Source organism: Metabacillus niabensis (assembly GCF_902829255.1).
Classification (GTDB): Bacteria; Bacillota; Bacilli; order Bacillales; family Bacillaceae; genus Metabacillus; species Metabacillus niabensis.
On sequence record NZ_CADEPK010000366.1, the window covers coordinates 1 to 22066 of the forward strand.

23 protein-coding genes, 1 pseudogene and 1 riboswitch are annotated in these 22066 nt (G+C 35.9%); of the genes and pseudogenes, 13 read left to right on the plus strand and 11 right to left on the minus strand.

Going from position 1 to position 22066, the window contains the following annotated elements; genetic code table 11:
• Nucleotides 1-826 (minus strand): Cof-type HAD-IIB family hydrolase (locus tag HU235_RS21405; RefSeq protein WP_174881519.1); only part of this gene is annotated, 826 nt, incomplete at its 3' end.
• 190 nt (nucleotides 827-1016) lie between these two features.
• Between HU235_RS21405 and HU235_RS21410 the strand changes: the two genes are divergently transcribed.
• The 5 genes from HU235_RS21410 (at nucleotide 1017) to uptA (ending at nucleotide 5960) form a co-directional block, all read left to right on the plus strand.
• Nucleotides 1017-2000 (plus strand): Gfo/Idh/MocA family protein, encoded by a 984-nt coding sequence (locus HU235_RS21410; RefSeq protein WP_095301035.1) that lies wholly within the window; start codon nucleotides 1017-1019, stop codon nucleotides 1998-2000.
• A 115-nt stretch (nucleotides 2001-2115) separates the two neighbouring features.
• Nucleotides 2116-3708: a catalase gene (locus tag HU235_RS21415; RefSeq protein ID WP_145583403.1), complete on the plus strand. Its 1593-nt coding sequence runs from the start codon at nucleotides 2116-2118 to the stop codon at nucleotides 3706-3708.
• Nucleotides 3709-3741: 33 nt separating this feature from the next.
• Nucleotides 3742-3864 carry a hypothetical protein gene (locus HU235_RS25320; RefSeq protein ID WP_255451970.1) on the plus strand — a complete coding sequence of 41 codons (123 nt, stop codon included), beginning with the start codon at nucleotides 3742-3744 and terminating at the stop codon, nucleotides 3862-3864.
• A gap of 296 nt (nucleotides 3865-4160) precedes the next feature.
• Nucleotides 4161-5042: a YitT family protein gene (locus tag HU235_RS21420; protein WP_370877234.1), complete on the plus strand. Its 882-nt coding sequence runs from the start codon at nucleotides 4161-4163 to the stop codon at nucleotides 5040-5042.
• A gap of 321 nt (nucleotides 5043-5363) precedes the next feature.
• Nucleotides 5364-5960, plus strand: coding sequence for an undecaprenyl phosphate transporter UptA (gene uptA / locus HU235_RS21425; RefSeq protein WP_145583405.1), 597 nt, complete (start codon nucleotides 5364-5366; stop codon nucleotides 5958-5960).
• Between the two features lie 117 nt (nucleotides 5961-6077).
• On the opposite strand, the gene HU235_RS21430 is transcribed toward uptA, so the two are convergent.
• The 4 genes from HU235_RS21430 to nhaC all read right to left on the minus strand — a co-directional run bounded on the left by HU235_RS21430 (nucleotide 6078) and on the right by nhaC (nucleotide 12390).
• Entirely contained in the window at nucleotides 6078-6839 is a 762-nt protein-coding gene (locus tag HU235_RS21430) for a MerR family transcriptional regulator (RefSeq protein WP_145583407.1), read from the minus strand.
• A gap of 249 nt (nucleotides 6840-7088) precedes the next feature.
• Entirely contained in the window at nucleotides 7089-8135 is a 1047-nt protein-coding gene (locus HU235_RS21435) for a ribonucleotide-diphosphate reductase subunit beta (protein ID WP_174881521.1), read from the minus strand.
• 91 nt (nucleotides 8136-8226) lie between these two features.
• A complete protein-coding gene (locus HU235_RS21440) occupies nucleotides 8227-10515 on the minus strand; it encodes a ribonucleoside-diphosphate reductase subunit alpha (protein ID WP_174881522.1) in 2289 nt (762 codons plus the stop codon).
• Nucleotides 10516-10645: 130 nt separating this feature from the next.
• A riboswitch (cobalamin riboswitch) is annotated at nucleotides 10646-10824 on the minus strand.
• Between the two features lie 201 nt (nucleotides 10825-11025).
• Entirely contained in the window at nucleotides 11026-12390 is a 1365-nt protein-coding gene (gene nhaC, locus HU235_RS21445; protein WP_370877233.1) for a Na+/H+ antiporter NhaC, read from the minus strand.
• A 684-nt stretch (nucleotides 12391-13074) separates the two neighbouring features.
• Between nhaC and HU235_RS21450 the strand changes: the two genes are divergently transcribed.
• From HU235_RS21450 to HU235_RS21465, 5 genes and pseudogenes are all read left to right on the plus strand, one after another.
• On the plus strand, nucleotides 13075-14115 hold the full coding sequence (locus HU235_RS21450) for a LacI family DNA-binding transcriptional regulator (RefSeq protein ID WP_174881524.1): 1041 nt from the start codon (nucleotides 13075-13077) through the stop codon (nucleotides 14113-14115).
• A 59-nt stretch (nucleotides 14116-14174) separates the two neighbouring features.
• Nucleotides 14175-14282: pseudogene (locus HU235_RS25600) on the plus strand (sugar ABC transporter permease); the annotation flags it as partial.
• A 36-nt stretch (nucleotides 14283-14318) separates the two neighbouring features.
• The gene (locus HU235_RS21455; RefSeq protein ID WP_174881525.1) at nucleotides 14319-14771 is read left to right on the plus strand and encodes a VOC family protein; all 453 of its coding nucleotides are present in this window, start codon (nucleotides 14319-14321) and stop codon (nucleotides 14769-14771) included.
• A 22-nt stretch (nucleotides 14772-14793) separates the two neighbouring features.
• Nucleotides 14794-15498, plus strand: a complete 705-nt coding sequence (locus HU235_RS21460; protein WP_174881526.1) for an SDR family oxidoreductase — start codon at nucleotides 14794-14796, stop codon at nucleotides 15496-15498.
• Nucleotides 15499-15508: 10 nt separating this feature from the next.
• Nucleotides 15509-16150: a ThuA domain-containing protein gene (locus HU235_RS21465; RefSeq protein ID WP_174881527.1), complete on the plus strand. Its 642-nt coding sequence runs from the start codon at nucleotides 15509-15511 to the stop codon at nucleotides 16148-16150.
• Nucleotides 16151-16208: 58 nt separating this feature from the next.
• On the opposite strand, the gene HU235_RS21470 is transcribed toward HU235_RS21465, so the two are convergent.
• Nucleotides 16209-17522, minus strand: coding sequence for a globin-coupled sensor protein (locus tag HU235_RS21470; RefSeq protein WP_174881528.1), 1314 nt, complete (start codon nucleotides 17520-17522; stop codon nucleotides 16209-16211).
• Between the two features lie 165 nt (nucleotides 17523-17687).
• Between HU235_RS21470 and HU235_RS21475 the strand changes: the two genes are divergently transcribed.
• Nucleotides 17688-17891, plus strand: coding sequence for a hypothetical protein (locus tag HU235_RS21475; protein ID WP_174881529.1), 204 nt, complete (start codon nucleotides 17688-17690; stop codon nucleotides 17889-17891).
• Nucleotides 17872-18189 (plus strand): YbjQ family protein, encoded by a 318-nt coding sequence (locus HU235_RS21480; RefSeq protein ID WP_095301021.1) that lies wholly within the window; start codon nucleotides 17872-17874, stop codon nucleotides 18187-18189. Before HU235_RS21475 ends, HU235_RS21480 begins: the two co-directional genes overlap by 20 nt.
• Before the next feature lie 155 nt (nucleotides 18190-18344).
• On the opposite strand, the gene HU235_RS25325 is transcribed toward HU235_RS21480, so the two are convergent.
• Nucleotides 18345-18479: a hypothetical protein gene (locus HU235_RS25325; RefSeq protein ID WP_267905727.1), complete on the minus strand. Its 135-nt coding sequence runs from the start codon at nucleotides 18477-18479 to the stop codon at nucleotides 18345-18347.
• Nucleotides 18480-18698: 219 nt separating this feature from the next.
• Nucleotides 18699-18917 carry an alpha/beta-type small acid-soluble spore protein gene (locus tag HU235_RS21485; RefSeq protein ID WP_095301020.1) on the minus strand — a complete coding sequence of 73 codons (219 nt, stop codon included), beginning with the start codon at nucleotides 18915-18917 and terminating at the stop codon, nucleotides 18699-18701.
• 285 nt (nucleotides 18918-19202) lie between these two features.
• Between HU235_RS21485 and HU235_RS21490 the strand changes: the two genes are divergently transcribed.
• A complete protein-coding gene (locus HU235_RS21490) occupies nucleotides 19203-19445 on the plus strand; it encodes a hypothetical protein (protein ID WP_174881530.1) in 243 nt (80 codons plus the stop codon).
• 41 nt (nucleotides 19446-19486) lie between these two features.
• On the opposite strand, the gene HU235_RS21495 is transcribed toward HU235_RS21490, so the two are convergent.
• The 3 genes from HU235_RS21495 to HU235_RS21505 all read right to left on the minus strand — a co-directional run bounded on the left by HU235_RS21495 (nucleotide 19487) and on the right by HU235_RS21505 (nucleotide 22060).
• Nucleotides 19487-20596: an ABC transporter ATP-binding protein gene (locus HU235_RS21495; RefSeq protein WP_095301018.1), complete on the minus strand. Its 1110-nt coding sequence runs from the start codon at nucleotides 20594-20596 to the stop codon at nucleotides 19487-19489.
• A 202-nt stretch (nucleotides 20597-20798) separates the two neighbouring features.
• Entirely contained in the window at nucleotides 20799-21698 is a 900-nt protein-coding gene (locus HU235_RS21500; RefSeq protein WP_174881531.1) for a PucR family transcriptional regulator, read from the minus strand.
• Nucleotides 21699-21871: 173 nt separating this feature from the next.
• Nucleotides 21872-22060, minus strand: coding sequence for a hypothetical protein (locus HU235_RS21505; protein ID WP_145583418.1), 189 nt, complete (start codon nucleotides 22058-22060; stop codon nucleotides 21872-21874).
• Nucleotides 22061-22066: the final 6 nt, after the last annotated feature.

The following is a 22066-nucleotide window of genomic DNA, read 5'->3' on the forward strand; positions in this document are numbered from 1 at the left end:
GTGCTACACCGTGCTCATTATTTGATAATGTGACAACATCGGCTTTTTCCTTAACTGCTGGGTCTCCATTTTCCATTGCAATTGATAATCCCGCAACATCCATCATTGGTACATCATTGAAGTTATCCCCAATAGCTACTGTGTCTTCGATTGGAATCGAGAAATACTCTGCCATTACTTTTATACCGTTTCCTTTATTTCCGTTTACGTCCATAATTTCAACATTATAAGGTCCAGACGTTGTAATCGAAATCCCCTCAATTTTTTCAAGTGTAGAAATAAGCTCCATTTTCCCAGAAATTGTTGGGATGAAGAATTTTTGGACAGCGAGATCATTTTTTGCTAAGACATCGTCTATATTCTCAAAGATTTTAACTGTATCTGTTTCTTTAGGTTGTTCAGTTAAAAATTTATATTCTTTTGAAGATAAATTGTTACTAAATTCTTTGTTTTCCTCTAAAAATGCTAATATCCGTTCAGTCCAAGTTGAAGCAACATAAATGCCGTGACTTGTATAAACTTTAAATGGATATTTTTTTTCATTTAGAATCTGTGCGACTGTGTTAACATTTTCTTTATTAATCGAGATTTGACTTAGTAGTTTTCCGTCGGCAACAACCATTGTCCCATTGCTCCCTGCTAATGGGCATGATAGGGGAGTTTTAGCAAGAACGTTCTTAATATCCTCTGGTGCACGACCGGAACAAATCATAACGATATGACCAGCATCTTGTGCCTTTTGGATAGCTTGGACATTTTCTTGAGATATCTCGATATGGGATGACAATAATGTGCCATCAAGGTCGATTGCGATTAGTTTTTTCATTTGTTTGTCTCCTTTACTACTTGTCATTTCTTAGGCTATGTAGTGTGATTCATTCCCCTATTATGACATATTTTTAGTAAGAAGGTAAGGTGACAACTAGTAAAGTTCTACTAGCTGATAAAGTCAAATCTTTTTCTTCTTTGAAAAAAGCGATATACTGTCCAAAGAAAAAGCTTTTGGAGGGATTTTAATGGTTCGTTTCGGAATTATCGGTACAAACTGGATTACAGAGCGATTTTTACAAGCTGCGAGTAAGGTTGAGGATTTTTCACTTACAGCGGTTTATTCAAGAACAGAGGAGAAGGCAGTTGAATTTGCTAAGAAATATGAGATTCAACATACATATACAGATTTAACGGAATTTGCACGAAGTCAGGAATTCGATGCAGTTTATATAGCAAGCCCGAATTCATTACATGCTGAGCAAGCAATTCTTTGTATGACAAATGGCAAACATGTTCTTTGTGAAAAACCGATTGCTTCAAATACAAAGGAAATAGAAGAAATGATTTCTGTTGCTAAAAAGCATTCAGTTGTTTTAATGGAAGCAATGAAAACAACATTGTTGCCGAATTTTCTTCAAATTAAGGAATCGTTACATAAAATTGGGAAAATTCGCAGATATTTTGCAAGCTATTGTCAATATTCATCTCGTTATGACAAATATAAAGAAGGAATTGTCCTTAATGCATTTAAGCCGGAATTTTCAAATGGTTCTTTAATGGATATTGGGATTTATTGTGTATATCCCGCGGTCACACTATTTGGTGAACCAAACAAAATTCAAGCTTCAAGCTATATGCTAGAATCAGGTGTCGATGGTGAAGGGAGCATGCTATTAACTTACGATGAGATGGATGCTGTCATTATGTATTCGAAAATTACAGATTCTCATATCCCATCAGAAATTCAAGGGGAAAATGGTAGTATCATTATTGATAAAATTCATACCCCAGAGAAGGTGACGATTCGATACAAGGATGGAACGGAAGAGGATATGACAGTCGCACAGGATGAAAACAGCATGTATTATGAAGCAAAGGAATTTGTCAGCCTAGTTAAGCTGAATCAGTTTGAATCAAAAATAAATTCACATGAAAACACTTTGATAACAGGGAAAATTATTGAAGAGACAAGAAGGCAAATTGGGCTAATATTTCCTGCAGATAAATAAAGATTAAAAATACTTGGATTCTTATCCAGGTATTTTTTTATGTAAAATTTGGGATATTAATTAAAAAATAGGAAACATTAACTATTGGAATAAATCCATTCAAGGAGGTATAGAAATGACAGCGGATAATACCAATCCAACAAATGAGGAACATGATGATACGCTAACAAATAGGCAAGGCCATCCTGTGACAAATAATCAAAATATTAGAACGGTTGGGAACCGTGGTCCTGCAACATTAGAAAATTATGATTTTATCGAAAAAATAAGTCATTTTGACCGTGAACGCATTCCTGAACGAGTTGTTCATGCAAGAGGTGCCGGAGCACATGGTTATTTTGAAGCGTATGGAACAGCAGGGGATGAGCCTGTATCAAAGTATACAAGAGCAAAGCTATTCCAAGAAAAGGGGAAAAGAACACCTGTATTTGTTCGGTTTTCATCGGTTATTCATGGCGGACATTCGCCTGAAACACTTCGTGACCCTAGAGGCTTTGCTGTGAAATTTTATACAGAAGACGGAAACTGGGATTTAGTAGGTAATAACTTGAAAATCTTTTTTATTCGTGATGCGCTTAAATTTCCAGATATGATTCATGCGTTTAAGCCAGACCCTGTTACAAATATTCAGGATAGTGAACGCTTTTTTGATTTTTGTGCAAATTCACCGGAAAGCTTTCACATGGTTACATTTGTTTATTCTCCTTGGGGAATTCCAGCAAATTACCGCATGATGCAAGGATCTGGAGTAAATACATACAAATGGGTAAACAGTGAAGGGGAAGCTGTTCTTGTTAAATATCATTGGGAGCCAAAACAAGGAATTAAAAATTTAACGCAAAAAGAGGCAGAGGAAATTCAAGCGAAAAACTTTAATCATGCAACACAGGATTTATACGAAGCAATTGAACGTGGCGATTATCCAGAATGGGAGCTGCTCGTTCAAATCATGAGTGATGATGACCATCCAGAGCTAGACTTTGATCCTCTTGATGATACAAAGCTTTGGCCAGAAGACCAATTCCCTTGGCTTCCAGTTGGAAGAATGGTTTTAAATAAAAACCCTGAGGATTATTTTACGGAAGTAGAGCAAGCGGCATTCGGTACAGGGGTTTTAGTTGATGGTTTAGATTTTTCGGATGATAAAATGCTCCAGGGACGGACATTCTCATATTCAGATACACAAAGATATCGTGTTGGCGCCAACTATTTACAATTGCCGATCAATGCGCCGAAAAAACGAGTTGCCACAAATCAAAGCGGCGGACAAATGCAATATAAGGTTGATCGCGCACCTGGACAAAATCCGCATATTAACTATGAACCATCTATTTTAGGCGGATTAAAAGAAGCAAAGCAAAATGGAAAAGAATATACGCCAAAGGTTGAAGGTCGTCTCGTACGTGAATCGATTGACCGTCAAAGCAATACGAAGCAGGCTGGTGAAACATACCGTCGCTTTGAAGAATGGGAAAGAACAGAGCTTATTACAAATCTTGTGAATGATTTATCAAAATGTGATCCGAGAATTCAAGAAAAAATGATCGCTCTAGCAGAGGAAGCCGATGAGGAATACGGAAGACGTTTGAAAGAAGGGCTTGCCAATGCTTCTAAGGAAGGGTCAACACAAAAGCCTCTTGGCAATCGTGATGGTGATAAATCTGTAGAATTAGCAGAAGAGCTAGGACATGACGCTGATCCATACTAATTAAGGACAAAAAGTTGCATAGGAGGGGAAAGAATGGCTAGAAGAAGCAATCATAAAAATCAACAAAAGCAAGTAAAAAAGGCGAGCGATGCCATTGCTACTGACAGAGATTTTGGCAATGATTTAGCTGAAAAGAATCATAACGAGAAAAAGTAAAAGGAAACATTAAAATTGAGTAAAATATGAAAAAAGTGGTAATAAACTATGTGTCCTCCTACTATCATTTGTGTAGATACTAGTTTGTACCACTTTTTCATTTACATAAGGACGTAATGGGCGGAATGCATATCAGTCCTTATTTTAGAACATATACGATATAATGTTTCTTAAGAGCTTGAAAATAATTAAATGAATTAAAGCATCCATTTAGTTTATTTAAATATTTTTTAAGCTTTAACAAGAGAAAAAAAGAAATTAATGAATGAAGGGGGAAATATATGACAGAAATACCGATGGAATTGAAGGAACAGTTAAAAAAACATCAGGGCTCTTCAAAATCAAAGATCGCCAAACGTGCTTTTTTTATCTTTTTTGGGGCGGTGTTAATGGCGGTTGGATTAGAAATATTTTTAGTACCGAATAATGTAATCGACGGAGGAATTGTTGGGATTTCCATCATTCTTTCACATTTATTAGGGATGAATCTTGGACTGTTCATTTTCATTTTAAATATCCCGTTCTTTTTCATAGGCTATAAACAAATTGGTAAAACCTTTGCATTGTCTACATTGTTTGGGATATCTGTTTTATCGATTGCAACAGCAATTTTTCATCCAGTACCAGCGTTTACCGAGGATATCCTCTTAGCAACAGTGTTTGGTGGGATTATTCTAGGTGCTGGGGTCGGAATGGTGATTCGCTATGGTGGCTCACTTGATGGAACCGAAATATTAGCAATCTTGTTTAATAAAAAGCTTCCGTTTTCTGTTGGTGAAATTATTATGTTTTTTAATATATTTATTCTCGGAAGTGCAGGTTTTGTCTTTGGCTGGAATCGCGCGATGTATTCCTTAATAGCCTACTTTGTTGCCTTTAAAACGATTGATATTGTCCTTGAGGGACTTGATGAATCGAAGTCAGCGTGGATAATAAGTGAGCAATATCAAGAAATAGGAGATGCGATCATCGCACGATTAGGTCGAGGCGTAACTTACCTAAATGGGGAAGGTGCTTATACGGGCGATGATAAAAAGGTTATTTTCTGTGTCATCACTCGCCTTGAGGAGGCAAAGCTAAAATCAATTGTTGAGGATCATGACCCAACAGCGTTTTTAGCTGTAGGTAACATTGCGGAAGTCCGTGGTGGCCGCTTTAAGAAAAAGGATATTCATTAAAACTCTGTCATAGGCAGAGTTTTTTTCTTTTCGAAATGGGAACATGATATTGTATTTCGTCGAATGACAGATTTTTATTGAAAGTTGACAAATTATTTTCTAAAGTTGGGAGATTTAAACGTATAGTTGATAGATTTTACGTAAAAGTTGACAGATTTTTTTAAAAACGACCGTGCTAGAGGATTTTCCGGCTAAAATAGATGGATTTTCAATAAAAGTATCTCTTTACAAAAAATAAGTTATTTTGAAAAAAATCGCTCATACGATAGTAAGGACAAAGGAATGCTTGGACGAAATTGAAGATAGGGTGTGAACGGACGAATGGAGGAAGCGATTCTACGTTTGTTAGAATGGGTAACAGACCTAGGGTATTTTGGTATTGCCCTTGGATTAATGCTTGAAATTATACCGAGCGAAATTGTCCTTGCTTACGGTGGGTATATGGTTCTCTTAGGAAAGATAGATTTTGTCGGAGCTGTCATCGCAGGTGTTGTCGGTGGAACAATTGCACAGTTATTTTTATATTGGCTAGGAAGCTATGGAGGGAGACCTTTTCTTGAAAAGTATGGCAAGTTTCTTTTCATCAATAAACACCATTTAGATGTTTCGGAACAATGGTTTGAAAAGTATGGAACAGGTGTCATCTTTGGGGCGAGATTTATCCCTGTTGTAAGACATGCCATTAGTATTCCTGCAGGCATCGCGAAAATGTCAGTTTGGAAGTTTATGATTTATACAACGGCAGCAATGATTCCTTGGACAATCTTCTTTTTATATTTAGGCGTAGAATTAGGTAGTAACTGGATGTATATAAAAGAAGTAGCAAGACCGTATCTTATCCCGATTATGTGCTTTGCGTTTTGTATGGCAATCGTTTATATTCTAGTAAAAAAATTCAAACGGCCAAAATTAAATTAGGCGGATAAACTAAAAAAAGGGTCAGACCCCTCAACAAACACTAATCTAAACTTATCATTAGTTTATCTATTGTGTTTAGGGGTCAGACCCTTTCGTTTTGAGCCACTTTCAGCCCTGTTAATTCATTCCTAGATAAATGAGAATCGCATCGCGTAAAAACTTCGTACCACCTTTTACGGTTTTGTCATAGTAAGCGGTGAATCGTTCGTCGGCAACGTACATTTCAGCGAGCCCGGCATGTGCTTCCTTCGAATAACTTGACCATGAATACATTAGCCATTCTTTATGCTTTGCAGCAAGCTCCTGTGCTAATTCTGATGAAGGGTCACCTGTTTCATAGGCTTTCTTAAGTAAGGTGTTGATTTCCTCACCTAAGCTTGTCATTGCTTCATATTTCTCTTGTGACATCCCCATTAGCTTCGCATTGCTGGCATCAACTGTTTCATCACCATATTTTTCACGAATTTCCTTACCGTATTTCGCTTCATTTTCTTCGATCATTTTTTCCTTTAATCCTTCAAATTTATCTTTATCTTGCATATCAATTCCTCCTTCTTTACTCGCAATCGTTTTTTCGATCGTTTCAATCATTTTGTCAAGACGGTCCCGTTTTTTTCTAAGATTTTTATAGTGATTTTTCAATGCCTCTGTTTCATTAAAACTAGGCTTGGAGATGATGTTCATAATGTCCTCCAGGCTTACTTCTAATTCGCGATAAAATAAGATTTGCTGAAGAAGATCGACTTCCTTATCACTATAAATACGGTATCCAGATTCATTGATTCTAGCTGGCTTCAGTAAACCTATTTGGTCGTAGTATCTAAGTGTGCGGCCGCTAACACCTGATAACTGAGCAAGCTTGTTGACTGTATATTCCATTGCTAACCCTCCTGACAGTTTCATCATAAACGTTGACGTTGCGTAAAGGTCAATAGGAGAAAATAAAAATTTTACATTTGTTTTTTTCATTAATAGTCTTGATTGAAAATTGTACTTTAGCTTTAACAGTTGAGCTTTAGAAGAGTCCTCATTACTTTAAAAGAACAATCATTCTAAAAGTGTACCATTTATTTATTAGGATAATCATAATAAAAAAGACCAAATCGTAGGAGATTTGGTCAAAGCTTATTACAAGTCATCAAAGCCATTATCAACATGGTTTACCTTTGTATATTGTCGAGATTTTTGTTCGAAGAAGTCAGATTTACCTAAATCAACTTCTTCGTATGCTTTAATCCATTTTAATGGGTTTGTTCGATAGCCTTCATATGGACGATCAAATCCAAGCTGATTACAACGGACATTTGTGTAAAATTTAATATAATCCTCAACATCCTGCATATTAATCCCATCAATCTTGTTTCCGATAATTGTGCGGCCCCATTCAATTTCAAGCTCTGCTGCTTTCATAAACGTTTCTTTTACAAATGTAGCGAGCTCTTCATTATCATATTCTGGGTTTTCCCTTAATACTTCTTTAAAGATTTTAACGAATAAATCAACATGGATTTGCTCATCACGATTAATGTAGTTAATCATTGTGCTCGTTGCAACCATTTTTTGATTACGAGCAAGGTTATAAAAGAATGCAAAGCCGGAATAGAAGAATAGCCCTTCTAAAATGACGTCATAGACAATTGATTTTAGGAGGTTTTCTACTGTCGGGTTCTCAGCAAAGTCTTGATAGCCTTGAGTTACAAATTCATTTCGCTTACGAAGTGTAGGCTCACTTCGCCAATATTCAAATACATCGTCCTGTACTTGTTTTGGGACTATGCTTGAAAGGACATATGAATACGAATGATTATGAATAACTTCCTGTTGAGCGAGAATAATCATTAGTGCATTTATACTTGAATCTGTTAAATAATCTGCTACTTTCCCAGCATAGTCTGTTTGAATACTATCGAGAAGGGCAAGGAGGCCGATAATTTTAAGAAAGGCATCCTTTTCATTATCTGAAAGGCTAGGATATTGCTTCGTATCCTGTGCCATATTGATTTCAAATGGTGTCCAGAAGTTGCTTAGCATTTTTTTATATTTAGGAAATGCCCATGAATACGCAACATCATCCCAGTTTAAAACATTAGAGCTTTCGCCGTTAACAATCGCAGTTGAACGATTAGGTGCATCTGCATCCATAATTTTTCGTTTTGTTAATAGTTTTTCCGTCATTTAATATGTCTCCTTTATAGAAGATTTCCTCATCTTAAAACATGCTTGTCCAATTTAATAAATCGTAAACTCCTAGCAAACTAAATGTAGCTTAGCTTGCACAGGAGTCACATTCTTCAATTGTGCTTGAAGTAGAGCGGACGTAGTAGGTAGTCTTTAAACCTTCCTTCCATGCAGTTAAATGCAACTCTAATAAATCTTTCGCTTTAATAGTGTTTTGTACATAAAAGTTAAAGGAAATAGATTGGTCAATATGTCGTTGACGAGCAGCATTTTGTTTAATGCTCCAACGTTGGTCAATTAAATAGGCTGATTTGTAAAACCATGTTGTCGTCGGATTTAAATCAGGCACAGTTACCGGAATCTTATAATCTTTCTTTTCCTCTGAATAAACCTTTTGGAAGATTGGGTCAATACTTGCAGTACTTCCAGCAAGAATCGATGTTGAAGCATTCGGAGCAACCGCCATTAGATAGCCGTTACGGATTCCATGCTTGCTTATCTCAGACTTTAATGAGTCCCAATCAAGGCTGCTGTTATCTGAGCGATAGCCTTTTTTGTCAAAATAAGCTCCAGTTTCCCAATCAGAACCTTTAAATACCGGGTAAGAACCCTTTTCTTTGGCAAGCTCTAAGCTTGCTTTTATCGTTAAGTAGGAGATTTTTTCATAAAGCTCATCAGCATATTGAACAGCTTCGTCATTTTCCCACTTTAATTGTTTTAATGCTAATAAATGATGCCAGCCAAACGTTCCTAAGCCAATTGCACGATATTTTTGATTCGTTAATTTCGCTTGCAGTACAGGGATTGTGTTTAAATCTATGACATTATCAAGCATTCTTACTTGAATACTTATTAATTTCTCAAGAACATCTTCAGTAACTGCTTTCGCAAGATTAATTGAGGAAAGATTACATACAACAAAATCGCCTGGTGTTTTCACCGTGATAATTTTGCCATCCTCTGTGTATTGCTCTTCCACTGTTGTTGGACTTTGGTTTTGCGTAATTTCTGTGCAAAGATTGCTACAGTAAATCATTCCTTGATGGGAATTCGCATTATGACGATTTACTTCATCACGATAGAACATATAAGGAGTGCCACTTTCTAACTGACTGATCATAATTCGTTTCATGATTTCAATTGCAGGCACTTTTTCTTTTGATAGCTGTTCATTTTCTACACATTCCCAATATTTTTCGCGGAACGAACCATTGCCTTTTTGCTCATCATAAAAATCCTCAATGCTATAGCCCATCACTTGGCGAACCTCATGTGGATCAAATAAATACCAGTCACCACGTGCTTCTACCTGTTCCATAAAGATATCTGGAATACAAACGCCAGTAAATAAGTCATGTGTTCGCAACCGTTCGTCACCATTATTAAGCTTTGCATCTAAAAAGGAGAAAATATCTTTATGCCAAACGTCTAAATAAACAGCAATTGCTCCTTTTCGTTGTCCAAGCTGATCAACACTTACTGCTGTATTATTAAGCTGCTTCATCCACGGAATGACACCTGAAGAAACACCTTTGAAGCCTTTTATATCACTGCCACGGCTACGGATTTTACCGAAATATGCTCCGATTCCGCCACCTGATTTAGATAAATTTGCAATATCGGTATTGCTGTCAAATATGCCTTGAAGACTATCATCGATCGTATCGATGAAACAGCTAGATAATTGGCCTACAGGCTTTCCAGCATTTGATAAAGTTGGTGTTGCTACTGTCATATATAAATTACTCATTGCCCAATAGGCTTGTTCAATTAAGGATAGACGATTTTCCTTCTTTTCATTTGCCATTAAAGTCATCGCAATGATTAAAAAGCGCTCCTGTGGAAGCTCGAAAATCTCTTTTGTAAAATCGCGTGTCAAATAACGATCAGCTAATGTACGGAGACCGATGTATGTAAATAATTGATCTCTTTCAGGCACAATGAATTTACCGATTTCTTCAATTTCTGATTTCGAATAATTCTCTAACAGCATTTTATTGTAAAGACCCTTTGAAACAAGAGTTTGAATCAATTCGTAAAAGTCGCCATATTGCTTTTCTCTATCATAGCCTCTATTTGCAGCAGCTTCCTTATAAAGCTTTTTTAAATAGATGTGTGCACAAAAGTATGTCCACTCTGGCTCTTGTTCATTGATACGGGAGAGCCCTTCTAAAATTAAGAGATTCGTAAGCTGATCAACCGTGTACGTATCACGTTGCATAACTGTATGAATAATTCGATTAAGATAGTCATCAATATGTAGTGTTGGATAATGCTGATGGATGTTTTTTATAAAAGAAGTTAATTTTTTTTCATCAAAAGGGATTTCGTTGTTGTTGCTATCAATAATAATTGGTGAGTGAGTGGTTGTAGTCATAGTATTTCCTCCATCTGTGTTCAATTAGTGCTCAGGGGATTAAGCGACAAAACGACAGATAAGAGCAGAGTGTTAAACTCTGTTTAAAAACTTACTATCGTTCCCGCTTCTCATTCCCCGGAGAAGGTGAAACTTTAGCGAATACTAGGCAGGTCTCCTGACTTATGCTCTTCCTACTATGAGTCCTTCCCATACTTGAAGTACAGTGGTTATCTCAGTTCGTCACACTTACAGTTGCGGGGACAGCTCTGGACTTTCACCAGATTCCCTTATTAAGCCTGTTTTGGCACCTATCATTCGCAAAGAATACAATATATAGTTATTTTATCAAGAAAACTATCAATATATAGTTTTCGTTGAGTTCTATTTACAATCATAATGCAGAAGAATAAATTAATCAACTAATAGTTATTAAATGTCGAAACATATTGTGACAATTAATCTAAAAAAAAGAAAGCTGCCATAATTTTCAGGGGGGAAACCCTTATGAGGCAACTTTCTATAGCCATACTATTTATGTTTACTCAAATATCCAAATAAAATCGAAAAGAGTGGAGATAAATACAAAAAGAAAACATATGGTAAATAATCAATAACCTCGACGCCAAGTGTTTGAGCAAAGAATGCTCCACTCACCGCCCATGGGAATAACGGATTGACTAATGTTCCAGCATCCTCGAGGGTTCGTGACATATACTTACGACTGATTTGCATATTATCAAATAAGCCTTTAAACGATTGCCCAGGTATAAGGATGGACAAATATTGCTCTCCAGTTAATAGGTTGACACCAAAAGAGGAGGCTGCTGTTGATAAAATAAGCTGTCCCTTTGTTTTGATTCGTTTCATTAATCCATTTAATAGAACAGGAATAATCTTTAACACATCAAGTAGTCCACCAAAAGCAAAGGCAATCATGATAAGGGAAATTGACCACATCATCGATTGAAGCCCGCCACGATTGAGCATGGACATAAGCAATTCGTTATCAATGGAATAGGATGTCCCAAATTGTAAGATCGTAAGGAATTTCCCTATTGATACTCCTTGTAATGCTCCTGCAGTCACACCGGCAGTAATAATTCCTATGATGAGAGAAGGAATAACAGGTACCTTTCGAATAGCTAGAATAACAACTAATAAAGGAGATAATAGCGTAAGAGCATTAATATCAATTTCACTTTTAATGATTGTCACCATCTTCGCAATTTCAGAAAATGATGCTGTCTCAATCGGAGTGATTTTGCCTAGTACAATAAAAATAATCGTTGTTATAATGATGCTTGGCACAGTTGTGATTGTCATATGACGAATATGTGTGAACAAAGGAACAGAGCTTACACCTGAAGCAAAATTTGTCGTATCAGACATAGGTGACATTTTATCCCCAAAGCAAGCTCCAGAAATAACGGCTCCAGCAACCCATTCAACAGGTAAGCCAATTGCCATTCCAACCCCCATTAAAGCAACCCCAACTGTGCTAACAGTCGTAAAGGAGCTACCAACAAGACTTGAAATAACCATACAAGAAAACAAGCTAGTCACTAATAAATAGCTAGGATCAATAATTGATAAAGCATAGACCATAACAGTCGGAATCGTTCCACTAGCCATCCATGCGCCAATTAACATTCCGATTAAGCCTAGGACGATGATTGGTTGGATTCCATTTTGGATTCCTTTCACGATGCCTGCTTCTAAGTCACTCCAATTAAATCCTTTTAGAAGTCCGATGAGAGAAATCACGATAATACAAAGTAATAAAGCTAAATGCGGCTCTGACTTTAATAAAAATAAACTAGTAAAAATAATAGCTAAAATACATACAACTAATAGAAATGCTTCACTTGTTTTGAAACTTTTATTTTTAGAAATCATTTGTTTGCTCCTATATTAATTAAATTTCGTCATTGCTGAATAATAAGTCATAAGGCTATGTTAGTTAGAATGTATGGCGTAAGACACGTATATCAATGTTTAGTTAACAATGCCTTTAAAACAATTGGTTTACGTTAATCCTTTAGCTACTTTATAACTTAAACGCTTTTATGCATAAAAGTATTATATCAATCTAATAAAAGAAGTCAAATGAAATCTTAAAATTATAGGAAAAATAATATTGTGGTTGTAGTTGTGGAAAAATAATACTTTACTAAGATAGAATGTTTCATAAACTACCTCAGCTGGATATCTGATACATTGGGGAAATACTAGCAAAATTTGTTGAACGATTCATAAAGAACCTTCATTGACGGTGATATCACTTGAGAGGTATAATTCAACTCAGATAATTGGAAACGGTAACAAAGGGGAATTTTGGTATGTCCTTTCATTCTCAATTTTAAAGTGATGTAAAAATAAATACGTGTTCATCTTTAAATAAATGGGAGAAGATTCTAATAGTTAAGTGAGAATAAGGCTTTTGATGGAAAATAAATTGAGGTTCTTTTCGAGCAAAGGAGAACATAGTTATACCGTATATTTCTATTGAATAAACGCGCGTTTATTAAAAAGTGAATTATCTGGCATATTAAGTGCCTTTTTTAGGAGAGGAATCATGTGAAAGAGATTAATAGTACAGAAATTGCAAAAATAGCAGGAGTTTCAAGAAGTACGGTAAGTAGGGTAATAAATAATTATCCAAATGTGCCGGAAAAAACTCGAAAAAAAGTTATGGAAATCATTCAGCAATATAATTATTATCCGAATTTATCTGCACAGGTGCTTGCAGGTAAGCGAACAAGTACACTAGGACTTTTCATGATCGAAAGAGGGCAAGTTTCTGCTGATAGTCTATCAAACTTATTAATTACAAGTATTATTGAAAGCGCTTCTTCACTTGGCTATTATGTGTTAACGAATATTATCCGTGATACGAATCACCCAAAAACTATTGAAAGTATGAAAGAGGTATTTTTTCAAAGAAGAGTCGACGGTGGAATTTTTATAGGTGCGAACAATTATGAGCCATTAATTGAGGAATTAATTAAAGAAGGTTTTTTTATCGGTATTGTTGATCAGAAATTGCCTGGAGCGAATGAATCGAATCGAATTGTTTCTAATTTTGACAATGAACAAGGTGCACGAAAGGCAGTTGAGTATTTAGCAAATTTAGGACATCGAAAAATAGGTGTTATTAATGGGAATATGAATAGAATTGCAGGACCTCAAAAGTTTCAAGGGTATTTAAAGGCGTTAAAAAAATTTGGCATTCCTGTAAATGAGGATTGGATACTTGATGGAGATTTTAGTAAACAAAGCGGATATGAGGCGATAAAAGGATTGTTAGAAAAAGACATTGCATTACCAACTGCTTTTTTTGCAGCGAATGATAGTACAGCTTTTGGAGCAATGCAAGCCTTTAAAGAGCATGAGATTCGTATTCCAGATGATATATCAATTATTGGCTTTGATGACCATATGTTAAGTGAGCATACGAGTCCAACCTTGACAACAATGCGAGTTGATTTTACAGAAATGATGGAAAAGCTGACAACAAATGTCGTGAATGCTGTTGAAGGAAAACAACTTGAAGCAAATTATTTTAAAGTTGGAGCATCTCTCATTGTGAGAGACTCCTGTAAGGAAGTTAGGGTTTAGTAAGGGAAAAGCTCATTTTACCCCGTGAAACTAACTTGTAAAAGTATGCCTTTCAATAGTTTAAGATGGGCTATGCCTCTGCTATGGCTTGGGTTCTCTTCATTATCGCTTTATCTATTACATTCGTTTTCTTTAAGCTTTCTAAAAAATGGGGCTTTGAAAATTGAAAAATATTATTAAATGAATTGAAGGAGAGATGGATGATGTTAAAGGATGTACTAGGTACAAAGGTGATTACGCAGATAGGGATTATCGTTCATGATATTGAAAAAACATCACAGGCATATGCAGACTTTTTTGGGGTAGAAAAGCCCCAAGCTTCTTGGACAGATGCAGTCGATGTAGCTCAAACAAAATATAAAGGTGAGTCATCACCAGCTAGAGCAAAGCTAGCGTTTTTCGATATGGGGTCACTTCAGCTTGAATTAATACAGCCTGATGAGCATAAAAGCACGTGGAGGGATTATTTAGAGGAGCATGGTGAAGGTGTGCAGCATATTGCATTTGTTGTCGATGGACTAAAAGACAAAGTGAAAATAATGGAAGCAGGTGGGATGTCACTTATTCAAAAGGGTGAGTATACCGGTGGGAGATATGCATATATGGATACGTTAAAAGACTTAAAGGTGATTTTTGAATTGTTGGAGAATGATTAATGTAAGGAGGGGAAAGTGTAGGATGAATATTTTAATTACTGGTGCTAACCGAGGGCTAGGCTACCATTTAGCAAAGGTAGGCTTAGAGAGAGGGCATTTTATCTTTGCTAGTGTAAGGGCGAGCACTCCACAAGCAATACAGCAACTAGAGCAGCTAAAGAACGATTTTCCGCAAAATATTGAGATTATTGAGCTAGATGTTAGCTGCGAGGAATCGGTTAAACGGGCAGCTCAAATCGTAGCGGAAAACGAGCAGCATCTCGATTCAATTATCAATAATGCTGGGATTCTTCTTGAGCGTGACAAGCAAATTGAAGAATTAAATATTGATGAAGTGACAAGATCGTTGGATATTAACACAATCGGACCAATTCGTGTTATTAAGCATTTCTTAGCTTTATTAGAGAAGGGGAAAAAACAATCGATTATTAATATATCCTCAGAGGCAGGTAGTTTAACAAATGCATATAGTGGTGACTTTCCATATGGTTTATCGAAGGCTGCGCTTAATATGTTATCTGAGAAGCTTCACGTCGCTTTAAAAGATAAGGATATTCATGTCTATTCGATCCACCCTGGTTGGATGAAAACGGACATGGGTGGGAATAAGGCACCAACTGAGCCAAGCGATACCGCAAAAGGGATTTTCGAGATAATTGAGCGAAAACTAGAAATTCAAAGCCAATATGTGTTTATTGATTATAAAGGTCAACCGATGACCATTTAGAGGTGAGGAGATGACAAAACGAATTGTCGCATTATTAGGAGATTATTATCATGATGCTGAGCTTTCAAAGAATGCGCTACAATTAGCAGTTCAGCAAATAAATGATGTTGAGGTTGAATACAGGACTGTACAGGAACTAAATAGCTGCTTGAAACAAGCGCCTGATGCAGTCGTTCTCTTTGCAGAAAATCGTTTAAACCCTCAGGATGAGATCATTAATACGTGGATGGATGAGCAAATTGCTAAAAATATTTCTCAATATGTCCGTTCAGGTGGTGGATGGCTTGCATGGCATTCAGGTCTTGCCGGATATGAAATAGCTGAGGAGTACATTGAGATGACACATGGTTATTTTGAGTACCATCCAAAACAGCATGAAATGGTAACATACTCATTTGATCAGAACAATGAGTTTTTTCAAAAAGGGGAATTAGCTTTTCTTGATGAGCATTATTTTGTTAAATGTGATGAAGAAAAGACAAATGTTTTTTTAACCTCTACATCTGTTGATGGGAAATCAATTGCTGGCTGGCATCATCAATTTGGGAACGGAAGAGTTGTCTGCTTAACACCTGCACATTTAAAAGAGGGATTGGAACATCCCGTTTTAGTACAGCTTTTAGCTGATTCGTTGAAACGGATTATTTCTTAAACGAGAAACGCTCTAATTATGGTTTCACCTTTGATTAGAGCGTTCCTTTTTGAATACATTATATATTTTTTGCAAGCTCTTTTAAGCTCTCGGAAGTTTCAGCAATTTGAATAATCGATGTAGATACATCATCCATCACAGCGGATATATTTGTTATTTCAGTCTTTGCATGTTCACTTTGTTTTTTAGAATTGTTCATCATTTCTAAAATTGTATCAAAAAACGAATTCATCTCATTCATTTGTGCGGAGCCTTTAGTTGATAGGTCAGCGACATGATTAATTGATTCGGACATACTATCAATTTGTGTATGAATCGTTGAAATTAAATTTGATACACCTTGTACAGATTTTTTTGTTTCCTCTGCAAGCTTTCTCACTTCACTGGCAACGACGGCAAACCCTTTTCCATATTCTCCAGCACGTGCAGATTCAATTGCAGCATTTAGAGCAAGTAAATTCGTTTGCTCTGCAATTGACGTAACAATTGCTACAACATCATTTATCTTTTCCGAAGTTTGTTCCAACACTTTCATTTGCTTTAAAATTTGGCTTGTATTTGATTCAATAAATGTCATGATTTCATTTTGCTTTTCTAAAACCTTTTTACCGCTAAGTGCTTGATTTTCTGCAGAAGCAGCTACCTGATGGTCACCAATTGCGTTATAGGCAACTTCTTTTGATTTCGCAAGGAGCTCTTGGACAGAAGAGCTTGTTTCCTCACTTGCGCTAGCAAGGTTCAAGGCGAGCTGATTAACCTCTAAACGGATCTTTTCCTTTTCAGACTCGTTTTCTCTTCGAATTGATTCATATTCTTTGTCATATGCTTCGAGAACGATTTGTTGCTCAAGACTAAATAGTTTTGTACAGCTTTGAATGGCATTAAGTAGCTCATGTTTTGTTTGGAAATGAGGCTCAATGGCTTCGATAATTTTTGATAATAATGGTTGGAACGCTGCCATATACCACTTTGCCTCAAGGCCGATTTTGACATGAATATGAGCAATTCTGCGAATACGTGCAACATCCTCTTGTGTAAATTGACCATTGAACAGTTTTATGAAATGCTTGGATAAAGTTGTTTTTAATTTATCAACAGAACTATACGTATTAATGATTGTTATGAGTGCTTGCTCTGATTCAAAGGATGCATAGAAGGCATTAACAATCTCGTCTATTTTCTCCTCGATATAAGGCTTTAGCTTATAAGAAATGAATAGATCCTCTTTTGTTAAACTAATCATTTGAATTTGCCTTTGCAAGGAAGGCTCATCAATTTGTAAGACGATCTGCTGCAATAAAGTTTGCTTCTCCTCAGTTGAACGAGTTGCTGTTAAATTTTTTTTGTTTTTTTGAAACGAAATAATCCCCATAGACTTATGCTCCCTTAAAAAGATGTTAGTGATCATTATATCGGCAAAATTTCACGATTTTAAATCCCTTTGGCAAAAAAAGTAATCAGTGATATTTTTTGCTAAATAGTTAAAATTTCACCTTCAAAGTTGTTATGATGGGAGTGAGGGGAAAGGAGGTTGCAGATGGAGAGAATGAAAAAAATTAGTATGATGACTGCAGTCTTCACTCAAATTTTAGGAATTATCTTTTTATTTGTTCAAGTGAAAATAGCTCTTTGTTTATTTTTACTGTATGGAATTTCTTTATTGGTGTTATTTTTAGTGCTTATTAAACAAAGGCTGGATGAGAAAAGGGAGGATGAACAAAATGATTATCGTAACTACTGAAGCTGTACCAGGTAAAGCAACGAAGGAATATAAGGGCTTTGTGAAGGGAAGTACGGTGCAATCAAAGCATATCGGAAAAGACATTATGGCGGGGTTAAAGACAATTGTAGGGGGAGAGCTAACAGAATACACGGAAATGATGGATGAGGCACGAAAGAAGGCAATCGCAAGAATGGTTGACGATGCAAAAGCAAAAGGCGCGAATGCGATAGTATGTATGAGACTAGAATCATCTGCCGTGATGCAAAATGCTTCCGAAATTATTGCATACGGTACTGCTGTTTATGTTGAGGAATAATCATAAATCTTCTGTTCGTTTAGAGGCTTGGGATTTTCCAAGCCTTTATATATATTGCTTTAATTTATCGCTATAAGATGAGTAAAAAGGAAAACAAATGTTGAACAGGATATAGAAGGTATATGATTTTGAAGAAAAAGGGAGAAGAATAGAAGCTATTTCAGTTCATCATCGTGCTTTTTTTGTACCTCCCAATAATAAAGCTGTGGAAAACGGATGTGCACAACATATTCATGGAATAACGTAAATCCAACAAACCCTACCAACTTCCAATCGATTGCATCAAACATGTAATCCGCTCCTTTACCTCAAATTTCTTAAAACAGATTAGCTATTTAAATGACCAACTATTATATCGAGAGCTTTCGATAAGATAGAAAATAACTATTTCCAATAATATATGGTCATATAAACTTGTTTGATACTTGTTATTCACATGAATCCTACATTTATATAAAAAATGAAAAGACCGGCTTTGTGCCGGTCTTTATAGCCATTATATGAAGTTATTATCGTTGTGAAAAACCGCTCATTGATTGTTGAGCCATTGATACTAAACGTTTTGTGATTTCTCCACCTACAGAACCGTTGGCGCGAGAAGTAGTTTCAGCTCCAAGGTTTACACCGAATTCAGAAGCAATTTCAAGTTTCATTTGGTCAATTGCTTGAGATGCTCCAGGAACTAAAAGTTGATTAGACGAATTGCTGTTTGAACTGTTTTGTGCCATCTGTCATTCATCTCCTCATATAGTTTTTATGGTTGGGTTAATTGGATTTGCACCAATTTTATGAATCCCTTAAAGGTTCATAGCCTTCTCGGCTTAACCCATTGATTAATTGAATGGAAGTTTAAATATTCCGTTGTTAATAAGTATTATGGATCGTTTTTTTTTATCTATACAAAAAATAATAGGTAAATTTTTCATTTCTTCTCACTTGAAATTACCTTTATACATAATAGATGGAGATTTAGAGAATCTAATGATATAAGGAAATAAAAGGGGTTGGAAGAAATGGATTTATGTCCATTATGTAACGGTCTAGAGAGTCGAATCATCCAATGTCCAAATTGTCAGACGATCATGGAGGATAAAGGAAAGGTAACAGATTATCTCGATGATTATAGCGCATATATGGATATTGATATGATGAAGCTTTTTGATGGGGATCAAAATTCATTAGAAGAACATGAATGTATCCATTATTTTTATTGTTCTTCATGTGAGCATGAGGAAGTAAATGCGATTAAGGAATAACAAAAAAGGTCTGACCTTATTGTCAGACCCTTTCCTATATATTATTCACCAGCTGGGCGAATTCTGCTTTCTGTTTCAGTATCGAAGAAGTGAGCTTTGTTCATGTCTAATGCTAATTCAAGTGCTTGACCTGGTTTGATGTCAGTACGTGAATCAACACGTGCAACGAATGTTTGACCGTCAATTTCTGAGTAAAGCATCGTTTCAGCACCCATTAATTCAGCAACTTCGATCTTAGCGTTTACCTTTGTACCTTGGCTAGCTTCGATGAATACTGGCTCATCATGGATATCCTCAGGACGTACACCCATTAATACTTCTTTGTTTACATAGCCTTGTTCGCGAAGATATTTCATTTTTCCTTCTGGAACTGCTACAGAAGTATTACCAATTGTAAATTTACCATCTAATAATTTACCAGTGAAGAAGTTCATAGCAGGTGAACCGATGAATCCACCAACGAATGCATTTTCAGGCTTGTCATATACTTCTTTCGGTGAACCAACTTGTTGAATAATACCATCCTTAAGAACTACAAGGCGAGTTGCCATTGTCATCGCTTCAGTTTGGTCATGTGTTACGTAAATTGTTGTTGTTTGTAAGCGTTGGTGTAATTTTGTGATTTCCGCACGCATTTGTACACGAAGCTTAGCATCAAGGTTTGATAAAGGTTCATCCATTAAGAATACCTTTGCATCACGAACGATTGCACGACCTAATGCAACACGCTGACGTTGACCACCTGAAAGAGCTTTTGGTTTACGTTGTAAGTATTGTTCAAGACCAAGAATTTTAGCAGCTTCATTTACACGACGGTCAATTTCATCCTTTGGTAATTTACGAAGCTTTAATCCGAATGCCATATTATCATAAACGTTCATATGTGGATAAAGAGCGTAGTTTTGGAATACCATCGCGATATCACGATCTTTAGGAGCTACATCGTTCATACGTTTTCCGTCGATATAGAAATCACCTTTTGAAATTTCCTCTAATCCAGCAACCATACGAAGTGTAGTTGATTTACCGCAACCAGAAGGACCAACGAATACGATAAACTCTTTATCTTGAATATGAAGATTAAAATCTTCAACTGCTGTTACTTTGTTATCATAAATTTTATAAATATGCTCTAATTTTAACTCTGCCATCTTAATTCCTCCTCAATTTTGAAAGCGTTTTTCATAGGTTCATTGTAAGGGATTTCAATTGAAGAAGTAAACGTACAAGTTGCACGAAAAAAAATGGGCTCTTTTGTGCAATTTGTAAACCCTTTCTGAATGGACAGGAATTTAGTACATTTGACTAACGATTTATCCCGGTTTAATAAAAGCCTTAAGCTAAAAGTCCGAATTAATCACGTTGATGTCTTACAAGAATGATAGCTAAAAAAATAAAAGCAGCATTGGAGAAGGTTCGTATATCTAATCCGGTTTTTTCGAGAAGCTTTTCCAAGCGATATTGAAAACTATTCCGGTGGATGAATAATCGTTTAGCAGTAGATGAAGCATTTAAGTTTGCTTGTAAAAAAGCCTCGATCGTTTGTAGTGTTTCTTGTTCATTTAATGCCTCGATTAATTGATTTGATAATATGTCCTTTTGAATGCTTGTTGGTGATTGCATAATGAGCAAGGGCAGCGCTTCATAAAAGGTTAAAGCTTTCTCCTGAATTGCTGAGCGGTATAAGCTTTGAAAGCACTTTTGTTCCAATGTGAATTTTTCTTTCAGAGCCGCATCATTTTTTTGTAATTGTCCAACATATAGATAAGTTTCTACATATAGATCAGTTGTTAAAGTACCACATAAATCCTTGATCATTTCAACATCAACTGTTATCGATGGTTTTTCCTCAATAATAATCCCATTAGAATAACTAAGCCAGATAATGAGTTCTGAATTTATAATTCCTTTAATCGCCTCTTCGAAATTTTGTTTATCGTCGATTGGTCGTTTTAAATAAAAATAATAAAATCGAACCGTCGCCTGATTGGTAGGGAGAGGTGCTTGATTTTGCTCAGCTTGAAACAAATAGTTATACCATTTACGCTCATTTGTCGTATATGTATCCTCAAAGGTTGGAGTTACTTGCTGAAATAACGTGATTAATAAGTCTCGTTCCTTTTCAGTTAAGGCTGTTTTTAAAATGCCAAATGTTTGACCGAGGTCAGTTCGAAACCATTCGTAGTTTGTATCTGTTACGTTATTATCTAATGTCATAGCATCCTTGTAATGCTGCTTAAGATTTTCTAGCATATTTGTTTCTCCTTTTGCTGCAATCAGTGTTTTATTCATTTAAATAGCATAAATTTGTGTCGAATGTGTAAAAATTAGCTTGCTTACTTTTATTATAGAAAAGAAAGAGATGCCATTAAAGAAAATTTTTAGAAATAAAAAGACCGCAACTGGTGCAGTCTTCAAAATCAATGCTATTCTACAAAATGCGGTGGTTCCTCTTTTGTTATTTCCGTTGTTTCACCGATATTTGTCGAGTTCTCTCTCATATGAACAGAACCACCTGATAAGCCTTCATTAATGATTCGATCAATATCTAAATATGCTTTATCCTTACCTTCATAATTTAAATCTTGTTTGACTGGTTCATTTTTTTTTGCCAATTATAT

What these genes read in the sequence shown, in the direction of transcription:
- HU235_RS21410 (WP_095301035.1), top strand. Translation starts at nt 1,017, where the DNA reads ATGGTTCGTTTCGGAATTATCGGTACAAACTGGATTACAGAGCGATTT.
- HU235_RS21415 (WP_145583403.1), top strand. Translation starts at nt 2,116, where the DNA reads ATGACAGCGGATAATACCAATCCAACAAATGAGGAACATGATGATACG.
- HU235_RS25320 (WP_255451970.1), top strand. Translation starts at nt 3,742, where the DNA reads ATGGCTAGAAGAAGCAATCATAAAAATCAACAAAAGCAAGTAAAAAAG.
- HU235_RS21420 (WP_370877234.1), top strand. Translation starts at nt 4,161, where the DNA reads ATGGAATTGAAGGAACAGTTAAAAAAACATCAGGGCTCTTCAAAATCA.
- uptA (WP_145583405.1), top strand. Translation starts at nt 5,364, where the DNA reads ATGGAGGAAGCGATTCTACGTTTGTTAGAATGGGTAACAGACCTAGGG.
- HU235_RS21430 (WP_145583407.1), bottom strand. Translation starts at nt 6,839, where the DNA reads ATGGAATATACAGTCAACAAGCTTGCTCAGTTATCAGGTGTTAGCGGC.
- HU235_RS21435 (WP_174881521.1), bottom strand. Translation starts at nt 8,135, where the DNA reads ATGACGGAAAAACTATTAACAAAACGAAAAATTATGGATGCAGATGCA.
- HU235_RS21440 (WP_174881522.1), bottom strand. Translation starts at nt 10,515, where the DNA reads ATGACTACAACCACTCACTCACCAATTATTATTGATAGCAACAACAAC.
- HU235_RS21455 (WP_174881525.1), top strand. Translation starts at nt 14,319, where the DNA reads ATGTTAAAGGATGTACTAGGTACAAAGGTGATTACGCAGATAGGGATT.
- HU235_RS21460 (WP_174881526.1), top strand. Translation starts at nt 14,794, where the DNA reads ATGAATATTTTAATTACTGGTGCTAACCGAGGGCTAGGCTACCATTTA.
- HU235_RS21465 (WP_174881527.1), top strand. Translation starts at nt 15,509, where the DNA reads ATGACAAAACGAATTGTCGCATTATTAGGAGATTATTATCATGATGCT.
- HU235_RS21470 (WP_174881528.1), bottom strand. Translation starts at nt 17,522, where the DNA reads ATGGGGATTATTTCGTTTCAAAAAAACAAAAAAAATTTAACAGCAACT.
- HU235_RS21475 (WP_174881529.1), top strand. Translation starts at nt 17,688, where the DNA reads ATGGAGAGAATGAAAAAAATTAGTATGATGACTGCAGTCTTCACTCAA.
- HU235_RS21480 (WP_095301021.1), top strand. Translation starts at nt 17,872, where the DNA reads ATGATTATCGTAACTACTGAAGCTGTACCAGGTAAAGCAACGAAGGAA.
- HU235_RS25325 (WP_267905727.1), bottom strand. Translation starts at nt 18,479, where the DNA reads ATGTTTGATGCAATCGATTGGAAGTTGGTAGGGTTTGTTGGATTTACG.
- HU235_RS21485 (WP_095301020.1), bottom strand. Translation starts at nt 18,917, where the DNA reads ATGGCACAAAACAGTTCAAACAGCAATTCGTCTAATCAACTTTTAGTT.
- HU235_RS21490 (WP_174881530.1), top strand. Translation starts at nt 19,203, where the DNA reads ATGGATTTATGTCCATTATGTAACGGTCTAGAGAGTCGAATCATCCAA.
- HU235_RS21495 (WP_095301018.1), bottom strand. Translation starts at nt 20,596, where the DNA reads ATGGCAGAGTTAAAATTAGAGCATATTTATAAAATTTATGATAACAAA.
- HU235_RS21500 (WP_174881531.1), bottom strand. Translation starts at nt 21,698, where the DNA reads ATGCTAGAAAATCTTAAGCAGCATTACAAGGATGCTATGACATTAGAT.